We start from the raw sequence: 17,551 nt of genomic DNA on the forward strand, positions 1-17,551 counted from the left end.
ATGCCGTCCAGAAAGACTGTTCTCCTCGCCGGCACGGTCCTCCTGATCGGGCTTGGAACCGGCGGGTATTTCCTGCACGACCCCGCGCCAAGCCATGCGGCTGAGCCCAAGGCGACATCCACTGCCGCACCGCCCGTTCCAGTGACGGCTGCGCGTGCGCACAAGGGCGACGTGCCCATCGTGCTCGAAGGGCTCGGCACTGTGACGCCCATCAACACAGCGACCATCCACACCCAGGTCCAGGGGACGCTCGACAGCGTCGATTTCGTCGAGGGGCAGGACGTGAAACGCGGCGATGTGCTGGCGAAAATCGATCCGCGCGTGTTCGAGGCGCAGGTCGACCAGGCGGAGGCCGCCCTCGCTCGCGATCAGGCGGGCTTGAAGAACTCTCAAGTCAACCTGGCGCGGACGCAACCACTTGCCGCGCGCGGATTTGCTACCCAGCAGTTGCTTGATACTCAGGATTCCCAGGTGGCGCAGGGCCAAGGCACGGTCGCACTCGACAAGGCGGCGCTCGAGGCTGCGCAAACTCAATTGAGCTACACCACGATCACCGCGCCCTTCGACGGGATCACCGGCATTCGTCACATCGATCCCGGCAATATCGTGCATCCAACCGACGCGACCGGGCTCGTGATCCTCACGCAACTCAAGCCGATCTCGATCATCTTCACCCTGCCCTCGACTGATATTCCCGACGTGCAGAAGGCGATCGCGTCCGGCGAGGCGTCAGTCGACGCCTATGACGCGGCCAACACGCACAAGCTCGACCATGGCAGCCTGATGCTGATCGACAATCAGGTGGACGCATCCACCGGCACGGTGCGGCTGAAGGCGTCCTTCCCGAACGAAGGGAAAAGCCTTTGGCCGGGATCGTTCGTCAACATCCATCTCACCATCGCGATCCGCCATGATGCGGTAACCGTGCCGCTGACGGCCGTTCAGCAGGGACCAAGCGGCACCTTCGTCTACGTCGTCGATGCGAACCATATCGTGAGCGCGCGCGAGATCAAGGCCGGCCAGTCGCGCGAAGACAAAGTTCTGATCGATCAGGGCCTGTCCGGAGACGAAACAATTGTCACCGCCGGTCAGTATCGGCTGACCCCCGGGACATCGGTCGAAGTCGTACCCGATAATCGCAAGGACATCGTTCAGAACGCCACCACCGCAAGCGCAGGTATGCTGCCATGAGCATCTCCCAAGGCTTCATTCGCAAACCCGTCGCCACGGTCTTCCTCGCGATCGGCATCACGTTGATCGGTCTGGTAGCCTTTTTCCGGTTGCCCGTTTCGGCCCTGCCGACGGTGGACACACCGACGATCCAGGTTACCGCGCAACTGCCCGGCGCCGATCCGCAAACCATGGGCTCGTCGGTCGCCACGCCGTTGGAGCGCCAGTTCGGGCAGATCGCGGGCCTGACCGCCATGACCTCGTCGAGCGGCTTCGGCAACACCGAGATCACCCTGCAATTCGCGCTGAACCGCAGCACTGACGCGGCCGCGCAGGACGTGCAGGCCGCGATCAATGCGGCGGCCGGCCAATTGCCGAAAACCATGCCGTCGCCGCCGATCTTCCGGAAGATCAATCCGGCCGACGTGCCGGTGCTCCTGATCGCCCTGACATCGGACACCGAACCGCTCACCAAGGTCGACGACTATGCCGACAGCATCCTGGCGCAAAAACTGTCGCAGGTGCCGGGCGTGTCATTGGTCACGATCGGCGGCATGCAAAAGCCCTCGATCCGCGTCCAGGTCAATCCGGCAAAGCTTGCCGCGGCCGGCATCGATCTCGAACAATTGCGCTCGACACTCGGCAACGTCACCGTCAACCAGCCCAAGGGCGTACTCTACGGCAATGAACAGGCCTACACGCTCGCGACCAATGACCAAGTGCTGACCGCCAAGGGCTATGAAGATCTGATCATTGCCTATCGGAACGGCGCGCCGGTGCGGCTGCGTGACATCGGCCATGCCGAAGTCGCAGCGGAGGACGTGACGCTGCACGGCTGGTACAACGACAAGCCGGCGGTGGTCCTCGCCATTCAGCGCCAGCCGGGCGCCAACGTGATCAGCACGGTGGACGCCATCAAGAAGCTGCTGCCACAACTGATCGCGGGCCTGCCCTCGGATGTCAAGGTCACGATCGCATCGGACCGGACGCAGACGATCCGCGCCAGTGTTTCCGACGTGCAGTTCACGCTGCTTCTCACCATCGCACTCGTGGTCGGCGTCATCTTCCTGTTCCTTCGCAATTTCTGGGCGACCGTCATTCCCGCGATTTCGGTGCCGATCTCGCTGATCGGCACGTTCGGCGTGATGTATCTCTTGAACTACAGCCTCGACAATCTGTCGCTGATGGGTCTTTCGATCGCGGTCGGCTTCGTCGTCGACGATGCGATCGTCATGATCGAGAATATCTCGCGGCACATCGAAGAGGGACTGTCGCCGCTGCAGGCCGCGCTGAAGGGCGCCGGCGAGATTGCGTTCACCATCATATCGATTTCGGTGTCGCTGGTTGCGGTGTTCATTCCGCTGCTCCTGATGGGTGGCGTGATCGGACGGATGTTTCAGGAGTTCGCGGTCACCGTGTGCGTTGCGATCGCAGTCTCCGTCATCGTGTCTGTGACGTTGACACCGACGATGTGCGCCTACCTGCTTTCCGACCACGGCGCAGGTGCGGGGGTGGTGTCGCAGACGCTGGAGCGCGGATTCGTGGCGATCCAGCGCGGCTACGAAACTGTACTGTCGGTTGCATTGCGCTTCAAGCTCGCGACGCTGGCAGTCATGCTCGCGAGCGTTGTCGCAACCGGCGTGCTGTTCGCCGGCATTCCGAAAGGGTTCTTTCCCCAGCAGGACACCGGCATGATCACCGGCATCACGGAATCGTCGGCCGACGTCTCACCGACAGAGATGGCGGAGCTGCAGCGGAGCGTGATCGACGTGATTGCGAAGGATCCTTCGGTCGCCAACGCCACGGGTTATATCGGCCCGGGCGGACCTACCGTGACCGAGAATAACGGCCGCCTGTTCGTGCTGTTGAAGCCGCGGAACGAGCGCCAGTTCAGCGCCGACGAGGTGATCCGGCAGCTCGATACCAAACTCGCCAAGCTCCAGGGGATCGCCGTGTTCATGCAGGCGACGCAGGACATCAACCTTGCCAGCCGCCTGTCCAAGACCCAGTATCAGTTCACGCTCACAGATGTGAACCAGGACGAGCTGAACAGCTGGGCCGGCAAGCTGTTCGAGAACCTAAAAAAGCGGCCGGAGCTCGCCGACGTCGCCAGCGACCAGGCCGATGCCGCGCGTCAACTCAAGCTCAAGATCGACCGCGATGCCGCCTCCCGCCTCGGTATCGATCCGGCGGCGGTGGACAATACGCTGTATGATGCGTTCGGCCAGCGTCACGTCGCCCAGCTCTTCACCACATTGAACACCTACTACGTGATCCTCGAGGTCGATCCGTCGTTCCAGTCCGGCCCATATGCGCTGAACCGCATCTACGTTCACTCGTCGAACGGATCGTTGGTGCCGCTCGGTCAGTTCACGACCATCGAATATGGGTCGGCGGCACTGGCGGTGAACCATCAGAACCAGTTTCCGTCGGTCACGCTGAGTTTCAATCTATCGCCCGGCACGGCTGTCGGCACAGCGGTCGCCGCTGTGCAGCAGGAAACGGCCGCGTTGCATATGCCTGCGACCATCGCGACCAGCTTCCAGGGCAACGCCCAGGCTTTCCAGTCCGCGCTCGCCTCCACGCCCGTCCTGATCCTGGCTGCGATTGTCGCGGTCTATCTGATCCTCGGCATGCTCTACGAAAGCACGATCCATCCTGTCACGATCCTGTCGACGCTACCGTCCGCCGGGCTCGGTGCGCTCATGACGCTCTGGACTTTCGGCTTCGGGCTCGACGTCATCGGGCTGATCGGGATCGTTCTCCTGATCGGCCTCGTGCAAAAGAACGGCATCATGCTGATCGATTTCGCGCTCGAGGCTGAGCGCCATAGGGGACTTTCGGCGGAACAGTCCGCGTTGGAGGCCTGCAAGGTCAGATTCCGTCCGATCCTGATGACGACCATGTGCGCGATGCTCGGAGGCGTGCCGCTGATGATAGGCACGGGGACCGGATCGGAGTTGAGGCAACCGCTCGGCTTCGCGATCGTCGGCGGCCTGATCGTTTCCCAGCTATTGACGCTGTTCACAACGCCAGTGGTCTACATCTACCTCCAGAATGTCAGCGACTGGTTCGCACGTAAACGCACGACGCATCGCTCGCCCCTTCCCGCGGTCAAACCGGAGCTTGCAGGATGAACAGCAAGACAAGGGATGGCACGAGGGCCCGGAATGGCACGCCGTCCGTCCGCATGAGCATCGCTCCGGAAGTCTCGGCCATTTTTTGGACCACCTGGCTTCTCGCGGCCATGGCTGGCGAGATCGCGGGCCATGCACTCAATCATATCTTCCTTCATCGCTCGGGAAGAGTGATCGTCGCGCTGATGCTGTGCTTCCTTGCGATGTCGGTGTTGCAGGGAACGACCCGGCGGCTTCAGCGGATGATGTTTTGGTCCGCCGCAGTCTTGCTGAGTGTCTTGGGGGCAGTGCTCGCAGAGGCAACGGACATCTCGATGGGAATCGGCGACAGCGGCGCGATTCTGCTCATTGCCATCTTGCTCGTCTTCTCGTTTGTGATCAGTTATCGCCTCACGGGAAACCTGCCAAGTCCGACGGATGGTACCAACGTCCGCGGCTTCTTCTGGACCACGGCAATGCTGGCCCAAACCGTCGCCAGCGCATGCGCGGACTGGATCATCGATCCCGGCCGGCCGTCGGAGCGCCTGGCGCTCGCCGTGATCGCGCTTGGCATCGCGGCGACCGCCGGGGTCCATTCATGTACGCGCGTGCCGCGCTCGATATTGTTCTGGCCGGCTTTCGTCCTGTTAGGGACCGTGGCCGCGCTGGCAGGACACGTCGTTCTCAAATGAATCGAACGATGCACGCAAGAATGCAGGAGTAGCCAAGTCGCCGGTCAAGCGCTGCATCCAATGAGTTACCTGGCCACGCCTTCGACCCGCGGCGGCTGATACCGACGTCTTGCCGTTTCGGCAGATCCTATCCTCGATCGAAAATATGCGATCAGCTCCTGCTTCCGATACGTCTAGAATCGAGACCAGAGCGCGGGGTTCTGGGGCGACTAGCGGTTGTTCGCTGCATGCCCACCGACATGAGGCCGATAACCTGAACCATCTATGCTGAGAATAACGCGGCGGCCCTGGGCTCGCCTAAAGCTGTGATGCTTTGATCGAGCGTCGACGGCCCCAGAGTAGAAAGACGTGCCGTGGCGATGGTTTGGAGACTCAACTCACGCCGCCGTTCCTGCAGGCCGCAAGAAAAAGGGCAACGCTGCGCGCCACGTGGGCGTCGATCTCTGGATCCAGCACCTTGAGGTTCACCTCAAACAGCGCCCGAAGCAGAATGGGCACAGCGACGAGGTCAAGGAAGAACCGCGCCGTCTTTGCGAGGCGCTCCGGGGCGAAGGCCGGCAGTGAGCCGAGTTCGTCCGATTGAGTCAGCTCGCCCAGCAACCGTACTCCAAGTTCAGTGCTGAGATCACGCGCCGCCCGGCTGACGGTCGCGGCCAGATCGGGGAACCGACGCGCTTCCGCTATAGCCAGCCGCATCAGCGCGATCCTATCGCTGTCGAAACCCCAGTGCAGCAGAGTGATCGCGGCACCCGTGAGGCGCTCCTCGATTGTTGCGCCGGTCGGCACCTCAGCCTTGAATTCCGTGATGCGAGACAGGATGTCCCGCGTCACTACGGCGGTGAACAGCGCCCGCTTGTCGCTGAAACGGGCATAGATCGTCGGCTTTCCAGCGCGTGCGACCTCGGCGATCTCGTCGATGCTCGCGCCCTCATATCCGCGCTCCAGAAAGACCTTGCGCGCCGCATCGAGGATGCGCGTGTCAACCTCACCGGCAAGCTCTTTCGGGGGGCGACCGAAACGCACGGCGGCACGCTTTGCCTTCGCCGCCGGTATCTTCTTCAAAGTGCTGGTTTTCATCGCGATTGATCAGGTTCCGTACCGCCGGTCGGCGGAGTATCTCAATCTACGCACATCACATCCACTTGTAAATAGAACGAAACCGTTTCGTTCATATTGACGGGCCAGTCGGGTCGGCCTATCTCACATATCGAAACGGAACGGTTTCGTTTCTATTAAATGAGGCCTGTTGCGGTCTCGCGCTGACGCAGGAGCGGCAATCATGTTCGAAGACAATGTTTTGGAACGGGATGAAGTGGTGCTCGCGGATGTCGAACGCCCACAGCTCGTCCCGATCTCGCACGAGTCCGATACCAAGTCGGACACGCACGATGTCCCGGCGCGGGCTCCCTCCCCGCACGAAAGTCCGGCTGCCAAAACGCATGCCTCGCCCGTTCGGGCGGAAACAGCTCAGACACAGGGCAAAGGGCACAGGGCCGGCTTCATGCGTCGCCGCCCTATTGTCTCCGCCATCGGTGCGATGCTCCTCGCCTCTGCCTTGGGCGGTGGCTATCTCTACCTGGACAACGCCAGACACTTTCAGTCCACCGATGATGCCTTCATCGCCGCGCGGCAATCCTCGCTCGCCCCCAAAGTGTCCGGTTACCTGACCGCCGTCCCCGTCACCGATAACGAGCATGTCAAAGCCGGTGACGTGATCGCCCGCATCGATGACCGTGACTATCGCACGGCGCTTGCGCAGGCCGCGGCACAAGTCGCGGCCGCGCACGCCAGCATCGAGAACATCGACGCACAGCTCGACGTGCAGCAGGCGCAGATCGCCGCCAACCAGGCGCAGGTGGAGCAGGCGCAGGCCGCGCTGGTGTTTGCCGAGCAGCAGGCGGCGCGGTACGAACACCTTGGGCAAACCGGCTACGGCACCGTTCAGAACGAACAGCAATATACTTCGCAGCTCCACCAGCAGCAGGCCGCACTGGCGAGCGCACGGGCAACCCTGAAGCTGGCGCAGCGGCAAGTCGAGGCGCTGAAGGCTCAGCGCAACAGCGCCGTTGCAAGTCTGCAGCAAGCTGAAGCGCAGCGCGACCAGGCTGAGCTCAACCTGTCCTACACGACGGTGACGGCAGCGCAGCCGGGGCGCGTCGTCAACCTGAGCGCCGCAGTCGGTCAATTTGCCCAGCCCGGCACCAGCCTGACGATTTTTGTGCCGGATCAGATCTGGGTCACCGCGAACTTCAAGGAGATTCAACTCGACCACATGCGACCCGGCGATCCGGTGACGCTCGCGATCGACGCCTATCCGGAACGCAAAATCCGCGGTCATGTCGAGAGCGTTCAGCCCGGGTCGGGCACCGCGTTCTCGCTGCTTCCGGCTCAGAATGCCACCGGCAACTACGTCAAGATCGTCCAGCGCGTGCCCGTGAAGATCGTCATGGACAATCCACCAGCCGACGTCGCGCTGGGCCCAGGCATGTCGGTGGTCCCGACCGTGCGCGTCGACTCCACCCCGTCGCTGGTTGAGAAGCTGAGGACGTACCTGTGAGCAATGCCGTCATCCAAACCGATGCTCCAGCCGCGGCGGGCGGTGCCGGTGTGAATCCCTGGCTGATCGCCATCCTGGTCGCGCTCGCGAGTTTTATGGAGGTACTTGACACAACGATCGCGAACGTGGCGTTGCCCTACATTGCGGGCGGCATGGGGGTGAGCGAGGACGAAGCGTCCTGGGTGGTCACCACCTATCTGGTCGCCAATGCGATCATCCTGACGGCCTCCAGCTATCTGGCGCGAAGGCTTGGCCGCAAGACCTTCTTCCTGATCTGTCTTGGCTTGTTCACCTTGAGCTCGTTGCTTAGCGGACTTGCCCCGAATCTGAACGCGCTGTTGCTGTTCCGTATCATGCAGGGCGTTGGTGGCGGCGGCATGGTGCCGGTCGCCCAGTCGATCCTGGCGGACTTGTTCCCGCCGGCAAAGCGCGGCCAGGCCTTTGCGCTGTTCGGCGTCGCCGTTGTCGTGGCGCCGGTGGTGGGACCCACGCTCGGCGGCTGGTTGTCGGACAACATCTCCTGGCAGTGGTGCTTTCTGATCAACGTGCCGGTTGGCGTGATCGCGATGGCGCTGATCTCGCTGGTCCTGCGTGAGCCCAGAACCGTGCATGCGGATAGCCAGTCGCAGCAAGGGAACGGATTCGACGTCGTCGGCTTCATCCTGATCGCGACCTTCCTCGGCGCGCTGGAGGTCGTGCTGGACCGCGGTCTGGAGGACGATTGGTTTGGTTCACCTTTCATCGTCACGTTTGCGCTGATCTCGGGTCTGGCGTTCGTGCTGATGATTCCGTGGGGGTTGACCCGCGCCAATCCGATCATCGACCTGCGCATGGTGGCAAGCCGCCAGTTCGGCGCCTGCTTCCTGGTCATGCTGACGACCGGCGCGATCCTGCTCGCGACCACGCAATTCTTGCCGCAACTGGTGCAGCAGGATTTCGGCTACACCGCCACCTTGGCCGGCCTCCTGCTCTCGCCGGGCGGGCTGGTCACGATGGTGATGATGTTCGTGGTCGGCCGTGTAGCAGCCAAGGTCCAGCCCAAATATCTCATCGTCGCAGGCGCGGTGCTTATCGCGCTTTCCATGTACGGCATGACCAACGTGTACGCCGATCTCGGCTTCTGGTTCATGGCGCGCTCGCGCATGCTGCTCGGTGTCGGCCTGCCGCTGATCTTTGTGCCGATCATGGCCGTATCTTACGACGGCATTGAGCCGTCCAAGACCGACCAGGCCTCTGCCTTGATCAACGCCGCGCGCAACACCGGAAGTTCGATCGGCGTCTCGATCGTCTCCAACGTGTTGACGCATCGCGCGCAGTTCCACCAGAGCCGACTTGTCGAGCAGGTGTTCCCGTCGAGCACAACGTACCAGGACACACTGCAACAGATCACGAACTACTTCACGGCCCATGGCAGTTCGCTGGCGCAGGCACATGGTCAGGCCATTCAATGGATCGGACAGCAGGTGCAGGCGCAGGCGTCATTCCTTGCTTACATGGACGCGTTCTGGGTGCTGATGCTGATCTCGCTTTCCGCCGTGCCGCTCGCGCTTGCCCTGCGCAAGGTCAAGCTCGGCGGTCCTGTCCACATGGGCCATTGAGATTGACCTCATCGCTTTCTTCTCTGCCTCTAGTCTAACAAAGGAGCCTAACATGTTACTTCATCTACCCATCGCAATTCTGGCAACGCTATCGCCCATCCCCGTCTCCGACACGGTGCCGACATTCAACATCGCAAGAGAGTGCCGCTATGAGGGCGGGTCGGCCGCCAATGTCGAGCAGTGCTCGAGAGACGAAACGGCGGCGCTTGCTCAGCTCAAAGCGGAGTGGGCGCAGTTCGCAGGCGCCGACCAGAAGACTTGCATGGTCACCACGACGACCGGCGGCTTCGCAAGCTATGTTGAGCTGCTAACCTGTCTGGAAATGGCGCGCGACGATGCGAGCCCGAATATTAATCCCAACGACCCCCATGCGAAGTCTGGGTCACGGCCGGTCAATACTGACGTGACCGTCGGCGAAGCGCGTCGACATTGAGAGGACGATCAGGCACGCGCGCCGCTCATGCGCCGGCTAGCGCGCGCACCTGTCAGCGATACGTACAACGAGAATGAATGTTCAGACCAAGCCGGACCTCGCAGCGGCACGACGTCCTCTTCCTTTCGAGCGCGTGGCCTTGGTGTTGCAGGACGGCGGCGCGGTCGGCGTTCTGGATTGTCCTAGAGATGTGAAGTTTGATCGAAGAATTGACGACCATAGAGGAAGAAAAGTGCTCTGGCGAAGCCATTGTAAGGTGCCTATCAAGCCCAAAGGGGCCTTTTGCGAGCTCCTTTTCTTGGCACGCAATCGTGGAAAGAGAGATGGCACAAGGCTATCTTATTCCAACCATGGAGCGCCGGAATCCGCTGGCGCGCGCTTCCCCCCGGCAAACGAAGCTGCCCGTACTGCTTTGCGCGTAGCGCTTCTGGCGCTTGAGGTAGTAACGCTCCTTGCTGAAGTCGAGCCAAACGACCGTGTCGTCCGGACAGTGACGCTGCGCCTGCGCTTCATACCGAAAGGGAGTGAGCGGCAGGGCCGTTGCAGCAGGCGTTACAATGATCGACATTCCAGCGAGAAAGAGAGCGTGCCATCGGCGCCCGAGAAACAGTGCGTGACATGCGTCTCTCTCACCCTCCAGCTGGAAGCTGCCGGGCTTGCTCATTTCAATGAGATCGTGATCGCGCTGAGATTGGCGGCGACTTCCAGTCCCGCCTTGGCGCCCTGCAGCACGATCGTCACGCCTTTCTCGTTGCGCAAGTGGGCGCCGTTGACGCCGCCGACCAGGGCGAAGCCGCCGCCGACGGAGCTGTAGGTACCGGCGAAATCGCCGACTTCGCGAATGCCGGAGGCCCATCCGTCAAGCCGCCCGAGCGTTGCGCCGGCGGTGATGCCGAGGCTTACCCCGGAAACGCTGAACGGATATTTGTGGCCACGCCAGGTGAGCACGCCGCTGCCGGCGCCGCCGCCGACCAGCAGGCCCGCCTTGACGATCTTGACCCGGACGTGGCCGGCGGCCTGGGCGAGCGACGGCGTCACCGGCGCAAGCAGCGTGATCAGCACCATCGCTGCCAGGCGGGCCATCGCCGAACGCCGCGCCGCCGTCATGCTCTCATTGTTTTGCGGCATCGACCTTCTTCCAGGTCTGGTCCGGATTGAACACGGTCAGCCGGCTCGCGATGCTTTCCGTGCGGGGACCGAGATCCTTCTGATAAACCGTGCCACCGTGATTGACCACGAAGGTCATGACGCCCGAATTGCCGTACTCGGCTGGATACGCGATCAAGCCATAGCCACCGATCATCTTGCCTTTGACGACATAGTCGAGGGCGCCGCCGGGAGCGTTGGATCCCTGCCCCCTGAGGATCCGAAAATAATAACCGTGGTAGGGCGCGCCCTGCGCTTCGGTCTTGTAGCCTTCGCTTGACGCCTGCGCCGCCAACTCGCCGAGCGGGCTCGGATCACGATCGTCGCGCCAGAACAAACCGTCCTTCTTGCCCGGGCTGGAGACGATGCGTTGAGCATAAACGCCCACGCCCTCGCCGCGATCCTTCTCGGCATATTCGTTCTCTGCATCGACGAAGGCGAGCGCCGTCTGGATCGCGTCCAGCTCATTGCGACCGATACGACGATAAAGCACCTCGATGCGCCCCTCGTCGGTGTCGAACTCCCAGCCGGTCTTGGTGTTGACGAGCGGAATCGGGAACGGGAAGTCGTCCGGGCCCAGCATCAGGGTGGCCTTCTTGTTGCCCTCCGCCTTGATGGAATGCTTGCTATCGTACATCGAGGTGAAGCGTTGCCGTATGTCGGCGTCGGCGACCTCGTCGCCGGACGAGACGATATCATCGGCCGCGGCACCGAGGACCTTCAGGATGTCGTTCGGTCCGCTCTTGACGGCCGCGGCGAGCGCTGCCGCGGCATCCTCCGGTGAGGAAAAGGATTGCTGCGCCTGCGATGCCGAACTCAGCAGCATCAGCGCCAGGATGGCCGGCAGGGCTGCGCGATGAAGCGATGTCAGACTGATCACGGTCGCACCTCCGCGGGAATTTTCGCACCGCCGGCGAGCCAGTCACCGTAGGTGCCGAATGTCAGGCCAAGCTTCTCGTAATAGACGCGAAGAAAACCGTCGCTGCCGCGGGTCACCGCGTCCGGCTTCACGCGCTCGACCTCCTGCGCCATGACGCCGACATAGGCTTTCTCGCTGCCGATATAGCTGAAGCGGTAATAGCCGATGCCGTTGGCGAGATGGCCAAGCAGCACAATGTCGTGCTTCAGCGCGATATCCGAACGTCGGCCACCGCCGCCGCCACCGCCACCGCGGCCCCCTCCACCGCCCCGGAAGCCACCACCTCCGGCAGAGATGCCGCCACCGCCGCCGCCGCGCGGCATGCTCGCCATGCTGGATCGCCCGCGCGCGGACGCCGCAGAAGCCGCCCGGCCCGACGACACGTTCATGGCGCCGCCACGGTTGCCGCCGCCACCACCTCGGTTGGCCGCCGCCGCGCGATTGCCTGCACCGGCGCCGCCGCGATTGGCGGACTTCGCGCGATCGCCGCCGCCCTTGGCCCGATCGCCACCACCCTTTGCACCACCGCCCTTGGCACGATCACCGCCGCCCTTGGCCCGGTCCGCGGCACCCGCACGGTCGCCGCCGCCGGGCCGGTCACGCGTGCTTGCGCTGGCACGATCGCCGGCGCGATCTCCCGCACGGTCGCCGGCGCGATCTCTGGCGCCCTGATCAGGGCGCAGGACCTGTTGTCCGTCGCGGCCGCGGAAATCCATCCGGTCCGCTGCACCGGCCTTCAGATTATTGTTGCCGAAGCGCTGCTGGACGTTGGTGTTGTTGTAGCGCACGCCCTGGCGATGGGCCGGATTATGCTGCCAGCCATTTCCGATGTTAGTGGTGCGATGGTTGACGTAGACGTTGCGGTTGCCCCAGTTGCAGCCGCCGCCCCAATAGTTGCCCCAGCGTCCGATAGCCCAGGCCGTGCCAAAGGCGAGGCCGGCTGCGACCATGCCGGCACCGATATAAGACGGGTAGCCAAAATAGTACGGCGGATATTCGGCATAGGGCCAGGCGCCGTAGACGGTCGCCGGCTCGTAATACGGCACATACATCGTCCCGGGCTCGGCCGGCTCGATGACGACCACCTGCTTGTTCTCCTGCGTCTGAACGCTCACCTTCTGCTGCTTGGTCGTCACCAGCTTCTTGTTGTCGTAGGCCTTGGTCCGCAGGCGCTGAATCGCGTCCATCACGTCCGGCTGCTGCGCGAGAAAGGCATCGCCGAGTTTCTGGGTCCATTCGAGCTTGTCGCTCATCATGGTCAGAACCTCCGGGGTGCTCGCGAGTGCCTTGACGCTGTCGTCCCAGGACTGCTTGTCGACCTGGGTTTTCAGCGCGTCGCCCTTCAGGGTCTTGCGCTCCTTCAGCCAGCGGTCGGCCTGCACGACCTCCAGCGGATAAGTCGAGGCGGCCAGCAAGTTGGCGAGGAGCTCGTCGGGATAAAGCGCGATCGGCGCCACCAGCGCCTCGATTTGCTCAGGCTTCAACAGTTCCGCGGTCGGTGCGGGCTGGCTTGCCGGCTGCGCCTGCGGGGCGGGCGTTGCCGGGCTGCCCGCTGTTTGAGCCAACGCAGGTCCCCCAAATGCCATCAGCAGCAGGAGCGGAACCAGGATCTTGCCGCAATGACGCATCATGCCCTCCATTGAGCTTATCGCAGCAAGCATCAACACCGCATGACCAGTCTTCTTTGACAGAGATCAAAGAAATCCGGGGCGTTTCACCCCGAGGCCTGACCGCCTTGCTGCGACGCAAGAGAGATACGCCGGTCGTGGATCAAATTCTCCAGACGATGGGCGGCGACATTGACCGCGGTGACGTCGCGCTGCTCATGGCCTTCGGATTTCGCCCGCTGACGTTGCTTGTGCAGCACCAGATCAATTTCCTCCTCGATGTGATCAAGGTCCATCTGACGCCCGGCCGCACGGATGCGGGGTCCAAGCGCATAGAGAGCATCCAACGTTTCCTCCTCGGGTTGCGATTCGCCGTCGCGCAAGAACTTCCAGGCAGCTGCAGACATCGACGCCAGCGCGCCCAAAACCATCGGTGCAAGAAAGATCGCATTTCCCCACCGGTCGAGAAAACTTTCTCGCGTGCCTTCAAAGAAGGCGGCTGCGCCCGGATGAATCGGAAGAAAGGCATCGGCGTCGGTGTCAGGTGCTGCGATAAGCGCGACAGCCGGAACTTCGGCAAGCAATTCTCTGCGCGCATTCATCACCGCTTCGGCAAGATCTCCGACGAGCTCGTCGCCGAGGTCCTTGCGTGCAACCAGGTAAAGCGAGGTCCTGAGCGTGGTCAGATCGTCCTGGGGAATTGCAGGAGAACCACGCACCGTCCCTTTCGGAACGTCAAACGTCTCATAAGCCCGTTCCCGTTCCGCGATCGCGCCTGCGGATTCAATGCTGATCATCGCGGGCCCGGCTCGACTGTTCTGAGGAAAAAGGCTGCGGATAAAGGACAAATACTTTTCCGTCAGCGGCACCGTCAGCAAGACCGCCTGCACCTCTTTCGCAGCCAGGGCCTTCCTGGCGTCCTCCGGGGCCAGCTCCTTGAAAGACACGCCGGCTCGCGGCAGATTGTATTCGCGCGTCAGCACCTCGACGAGCTTCGCATTTGCAGTGCCGCTGATCACGCCGATGGTCGCGCGCTTGATCTCGGAGATATCAGTCCAGGGAGATCCGGGCGGAGCGACCAGCAACACCACCGGATGCGCGACCACGACCACGGCCCGCGCGTCCCCGAGCTCGCCGACATCGCCGCGCACCACGGCAAGGTCGACGCTCCTCGTCGAAAAGGCCTTCGCTGCTTCGACCGGTCCCGGCGTCGGGACCAGCTTGAGCCGCACACGTGCGTTCGATTGCGCGAGTTTACCTTCGAGCAGAGAGGCGAGCTTACCCGCTTCGCCGTCCGCCGAACCTGCTGCCAGCGTCAGAGCGGTCGGCCGCGCGTACCAGCGAAATGCGAACAGGCCCGCACCGCCGACTAAGAGAACCGCACCGACGATCAAGGCAATGCGCAGCCAGGCCGGCAATCTGCTCGGGTTCATCCTAACAGCGCGTCACGACATTTCCATAGGCGTCGACGACCTGCCTACATGACGAGCCGTAGTAGACGCCCGCCGCTCCGGCGGCAGCACCGACAGCCACCGCACGACGCGTGGTCCTGCGCGCGACGCCGGCATAGCTCATTGGCGTGAGTGGCCTGCCCACCCTCGCCTGCGCTTGCGAGAAGAAGCCGTTCTCGCTCACAGGGCTGATGTCATTCCAGGATAGTCCTGCGGCCACAACGGCGGCACAGAGGAGGACCTTTCGCGATATGATCATTTTTTTGCTCCTGACGGTGTGCCCGGGGGAATTTCATCGAATCCCGCCATGGCAGCGGCATCCAGATCGATCTTGGTGGCGCCAGCGGGCACCTTGAACGCGAACGTGTCGGGATCCGTGAAGGCGTCGGTCTTCCAGTCCCTGATTCGCAGCGTGTATTGCGGCGCGCCCGTGAGTGTCTTGCTGGTGATCACATATTTGTGCGGGACAGGCTTCGCGCCGGGCTCGATCCAGATCTGCCAGTCGGTGTCGGGCGTACGAAACGCGAGATGCTCGCATTCGACGCCGTCGATCACGCCCTGGCCGATATGCTTGCCCTCGATGGTCGTGGCCATCAGCTCATCGAAAGCGTTGGAGAGGATGAGGTCCGTGCCCGGCATGCCGAGGCCCGAGTGGGCTTGCATCCCCGCGATCATTTCGTCGACCGTGCCCGGCTCCTCAACCTGCGCATAGGCTTTGGCGTCGTTGCCGTAGAGCGAAAGGTTTTTGCCGTCATAGACCAGCTCGACGTCGGAATAGCCACCGGTGCGCCTGACGCGCAACTTGTCGGGGCGACTCAACTTCATCTGGCCCGAACTTGTGAACTGGATCTTTTCAAGCTCCGGCGTGATGACCTCGATGTCGCTCTCGAACGAGGCGGACAGCGTCTTCTGGCTGCCGAGTAGTCCGCCATCGATTTGAGGATCATGGCCGCATCATCCGCACGAGCCGACGAGGTGACCGCCAGCAACAGCACCGCTGCGGTCACGCCCCACGTCGCGCGGAGCTTTGCGAGATGGAATGTTGCTTGTTTCATATCGATCCTCCTGGGATGGAAGCCCATTGAGGCGGATCCGACGCCGCCTTGCTTGACATGAATCAAGCTACGCGAAGGTTGCGCCCCGCTTCTGTAACGAAGGCTTTGGGATCCCACTGTCTCAGTGACCGGCTAGCACCAGCGTCTTGATCGGCAGCAGCAGCGCCTGGATCCGCAGCAGCATGGCGTGCACGAGGCCGACGCCGTCGACGACATGCAGTGCAATCGCCCGACCGGTCGAAGTGTCCTTCGCACTGATCTCCTCGTGATTGCTCGTGTAAGCGTTGACGATGCAACTGCTGCCCGGGGTGACTCCTTCGAGCCCACCCTTGTAGAGTGGCTCCAGGAACACCAGGATCGTGCCGGGCTTCACTGTGTTCTGGGCGTCGAGCAATTGTTCTCCTGCGCGGAACTGTCCGGCCGCGATGTAGTCCTGGACCAGGGTCACCACCATCGGGATGATCACCCACGGCTTGGACACGCAGGTCGCTTCGGCAACCATGCCTTCCTTCAGGACCTGGGCCTCGATCTGGCCAAAGCCGGCCTGCAAGGTACTTTTGCCGGCTCCCTCCGGGATGAGAATGCCGGCCGGCCGCATCAGTTGATTAACGACGTCGCCGGTACGAAGCAGAAATTGCTCGACCCGCCCGTCGACGCCGGCGCGAATAGTGGTCTTGTCGAGATCGACCTGGGCTTGCGCGAGCATCGCCTCGGCGCTTGCCTTCTCGGCAGGCAGCTGGGTTGACAACCGCAGCCCCGTCGATTGCTTTGCTGCGGTCGCAGCGTCGACGCCGGCCTGCCGCTGATCCACCAGCACCTGCAGCTTCTCGATGTCGCGCTGCGGCACGATGCCGGGATTGCGACGCTGTAGCTCGGACTTGGTGTCGAGTTCGTCCCTGGCCTGCTGAAGATTGCTTTTAGCTTCCTGGATCTGGGCGTCAGCCTTGTCTACGTCTGCTTGTGCGGTCCTCATCGAGGCATCAACCTCCGCAATCTTGCGCCTGGCGGTTTCGAGCGCAGCCTCCTGCTTCGAGCTGTCCAGCCTGAACAGCACGTCGCCCTTCTTGACCGCCTGGCTGACGCCGATGTCGACCTCCGCAACCCGTCCCGAGCCTTCGGGCAGAATCGGCACGGTGCGGAAATACAGCGTCGCCGAGTCCGTCGTCGGATGAAAATAGAAGATCATGGTGATCAGTGAGACCGTGAGCATCAGGCAGCCGGTGATGCCCCATCGCAGCTCGTACCAGACGGAGAAGAATGTGATCTCCTTGCCGAACCGCTTGCCCTGGGCGTAGCGGCGGTAAAGGTAGTCCGGCAAAATTGTCAGCAGGGAGCAGAACATGAGCTCAAACATGACTGTGCTCCCTTTCCCTGGCGGGACTGGTTGGTGGCGGCGGCGGCCCGGGTTGCCCAGCCTCGCTCACCTCGTCCGGGGTCGCGTCAGCGATCTTCTCCACGGAATCGGCAATGCTGCGCAGAGGAGTGCCGAAATCGGGGATATCGATCAGCGCGAGCAGCAGGCCCGCCACCCAGAACACATGCATGTGCGTAAATAGCGAGATCAGGCCGAGCACAGCGACGATCTCGAACTGCAGCTTCTGCGATTTGTGAGCCATCCGTTCGGGAAGACTGTGCAGGCGCCAGTACAGCGTTCCCACCCAAAAGATGGTGCCAACCAGGAAGATGCCCATCACCACCATCAGCACATCAGTCCCGTTTCCCGGCGCAAGATAGAACGGCAGATGGTGCGGAGCCGTCGGGTGAAGCTGCTCGCTCAAAGTATTCTCCCAATCCGGACTTCGTCGGC

Annotated in this window: 16 protein-coding genes; 6 read left to right on the top strand and 10 right to left on the bottom strand. The window is 62.5% G+C overall.

Annotation, left to right across the window (positions count from 1 at the left end; genetic code table 11):
- Genes ACP2YP_RS23530 through ACP2YP_RS23540 form a run of 3 tightly spaced genes read left to right on the top strand, consistent with a single transcriptional unit; the run spans position 1 to position 4,978 of the window.
- Positions 1–1,191: an efflux RND transporter periplasmic adaptor subunit gene (locus ACP2YP_RS23530; protein WP_426418713.1), complete on the top strand. Its 1,191-nt coding sequence runs from the start codon at positions 1–3 to the stop codon at positions 1,189–1,191.
- On the top strand, positions 1,188–4,307 hold the full coding sequence (locus tag ACP2YP_RS23535) for an efflux RND transporter permease subunit (RefSeq protein WP_426418714.1): 3,120 nt from the start codon (positions 1,188–1,190) through the stop codon (positions 4,305–4,307). Before ACP2YP_RS23530 ends, ACP2YP_RS23535 begins: the two co-directional genes overlap by 4 nt.
- Positions 4,304–4,978, top strand: coding sequence for a hypothetical protein (locus tag ACP2YP_RS23540; RefSeq protein ID WP_426418715.1), 675 nt, complete (start codon positions 4,304–4,306; stop codon positions 4,976–4,978). Before ACP2YP_RS23535 ends, ACP2YP_RS23540 begins: the two co-directional genes overlap by 4 nt.
- A 372-nt stretch (positions 4,979–5,350) precedes the next feature.
- On the opposite strand, the gene ACP2YP_RS23545 is transcribed toward ACP2YP_RS23540, so the two are convergent.
- Positions 5,351–6,055, bottom strand: a complete 705-nt coding sequence (locus tag ACP2YP_RS23545) for a TetR/AcrR family transcriptional regulator (protein ID WP_426418716.1) — start codon at positions 6,053–6,055, stop codon at positions 5,351–5,353.
- Between the two features lie 202 nt (positions 6,056–6,257).
- On the opposite strand from ACP2YP_RS23545, the gene ACP2YP_RS23550 reads away from it, so the two are divergent.
- Genes ACP2YP_RS23550 through ACP2YP_RS23560 form a run of 3 tightly spaced genes read left to right on the top strand, consistent with a single transcriptional unit; the run spans position 6,258 to position 9,566 of the window.
- Positions 6,258–7,535, top strand: a complete 1,278-nt coding sequence (locus tag ACP2YP_RS23550) for an HlyD family secretion protein (RefSeq protein WP_426418717.1) — start codon at positions 6,258–6,260, stop codon at positions 7,533–7,535.
- A complete protein-coding gene (locus ACP2YP_RS23555) occupies positions 7,532–9,133 on the top strand; it encodes a DHA2 family efflux MFS transporter permease subunit (protein WP_426418718.1) in 1,602 nt (533 codons plus the stop codon). Before ACP2YP_RS23550 ends, ACP2YP_RS23555 begins: the two co-directional genes overlap by 4 nt.
- Before the next feature lie 52 nt (positions 9,134–9,185).
- The gene (locus ACP2YP_RS23560) at positions 9,186–9,566 is read left to right on the top strand and encodes a hypothetical protein (protein ID WP_426418719.1); all 381 of its coding nucleotides are present in this window, start codon (positions 9,186–9,188) and stop codon (positions 9,564–9,566) included.
- Between the two features lie 334 nt (positions 9,567–9,900).
- Here the strand turns inward: ACP2YP_RS23560 and ACP2YP_RS23565 are convergent, their stop codons facing one another.
- From ACP2YP_RS23565 to ACP2YP_RS23605, 9 genes are all read right to left on the bottom strand, one after another.
- Positions 9,901–10,134, bottom strand: a complete 234-nt coding sequence (locus ACP2YP_RS23565; protein ID WP_426426240.1) for a hypothetical protein — start codon at positions 10,132–10,134, stop codon at positions 9,901–9,903.
- Positions 10,135–10,226: 92 nt separating this feature from the next.
- Positions 10,227–10,694 (bottom strand): hypothetical protein, encoded by a 468-nt coding sequence (locus ACP2YP_RS23570; RefSeq protein ID WP_426418720.1) that lies wholly within the window; start codon positions 10,692–10,694, stop codon positions 10,227–10,229.
- Positions 10,678–11,592 (bottom strand): DUF2950 domain-containing protein, encoded by a 915-nt coding sequence (locus tag ACP2YP_RS23575; protein WP_426418721.1) that lies wholly within the window; start codon positions 11,590–11,592, stop codon positions 10,678–10,680. The genes ACP2YP_RS23570 and ACP2YP_RS23575 overlap by 17 nt, the downstream gene beginning before the upstream one ends.
- Positions 11,589–13,259 carry a DUF3300 domain-containing protein gene (locus ACP2YP_RS23580; protein WP_426426242.1) on the bottom strand — a complete coding sequence of 557 codons (1,671 nt, stop codon included), beginning with the start codon at positions 13,257–13,259 and terminating at the stop codon, positions 11,589–11,591. The genes ACP2YP_RS23575 and ACP2YP_RS23580 overlap by 4 nt, the downstream gene beginning before the upstream one ends.
- 86 nt (positions 13,260–13,345) lie before the next feature.
- Positions 13,346–14,656, bottom strand: a complete 1,311-nt coding sequence (locus ACP2YP_RS23585) for a TAXI family TRAP transporter solute-binding subunit (protein WP_426418722.1) — start codon at positions 14,654–14,656, stop codon at positions 13,346–13,348.
- A 16-nt stretch (positions 14,657–14,672) separates the two neighbouring features.
- Positions 14,673–14,948 carry a hypothetical protein gene (locus ACP2YP_RS23590; RefSeq protein ID WP_426418723.1) on the bottom strand — a complete coding sequence of 92 codons (276 nt, stop codon included), beginning with the start codon at positions 14,946–14,948 and terminating at the stop codon, positions 14,673–14,675.
- On the bottom strand, positions 14,945–15,625 hold the full coding sequence (locus tag ACP2YP_RS23595) for a DUF2092 domain-containing protein (RefSeq protein ID WP_426426243.1): 681 nt from the start codon (positions 15,623–15,625) through the stop codon (positions 14,945–14,947). The genes ACP2YP_RS23590 and ACP2YP_RS23595 overlap by 4 nt, the downstream gene beginning before the upstream one ends.
- A 240-nt stretch (positions 15,626–15,865) precedes the next feature.
- The gene (locus ACP2YP_RS23600; protein WP_426418724.1) at positions 15,866–17,098 is read right to left on the bottom strand and encodes an HlyD family secretion protein; all 1,233 of its coding nucleotides are present in this window, start codon (positions 17,096–17,098) and stop codon (positions 15,866–15,868) included.
- On the bottom strand, positions 17,091–17,522 hold the full coding sequence (locus ACP2YP_RS23605) for a hypothetical protein (protein ID WP_426418725.1): 432 nt from the start codon (positions 17,520–17,522) through the stop codon (positions 17,091–17,093). Before ACP2YP_RS23605 ends, ACP2YP_RS23600 begins: the two co-directional genes overlap by 8 nt.
- Between the last annotated feature and the right edge of the window lie 29 nt (positions 17,523–17,551).

Source organism: Bradyrhizobium genosp. A, assembly GCF_049949275.1.
Classification (GTDB): domain Bacteria; phylum Pseudomonadota; class Alphaproteobacteria; order Rhizobiales; family Xanthobacteraceae; genus Bradyrhizobium.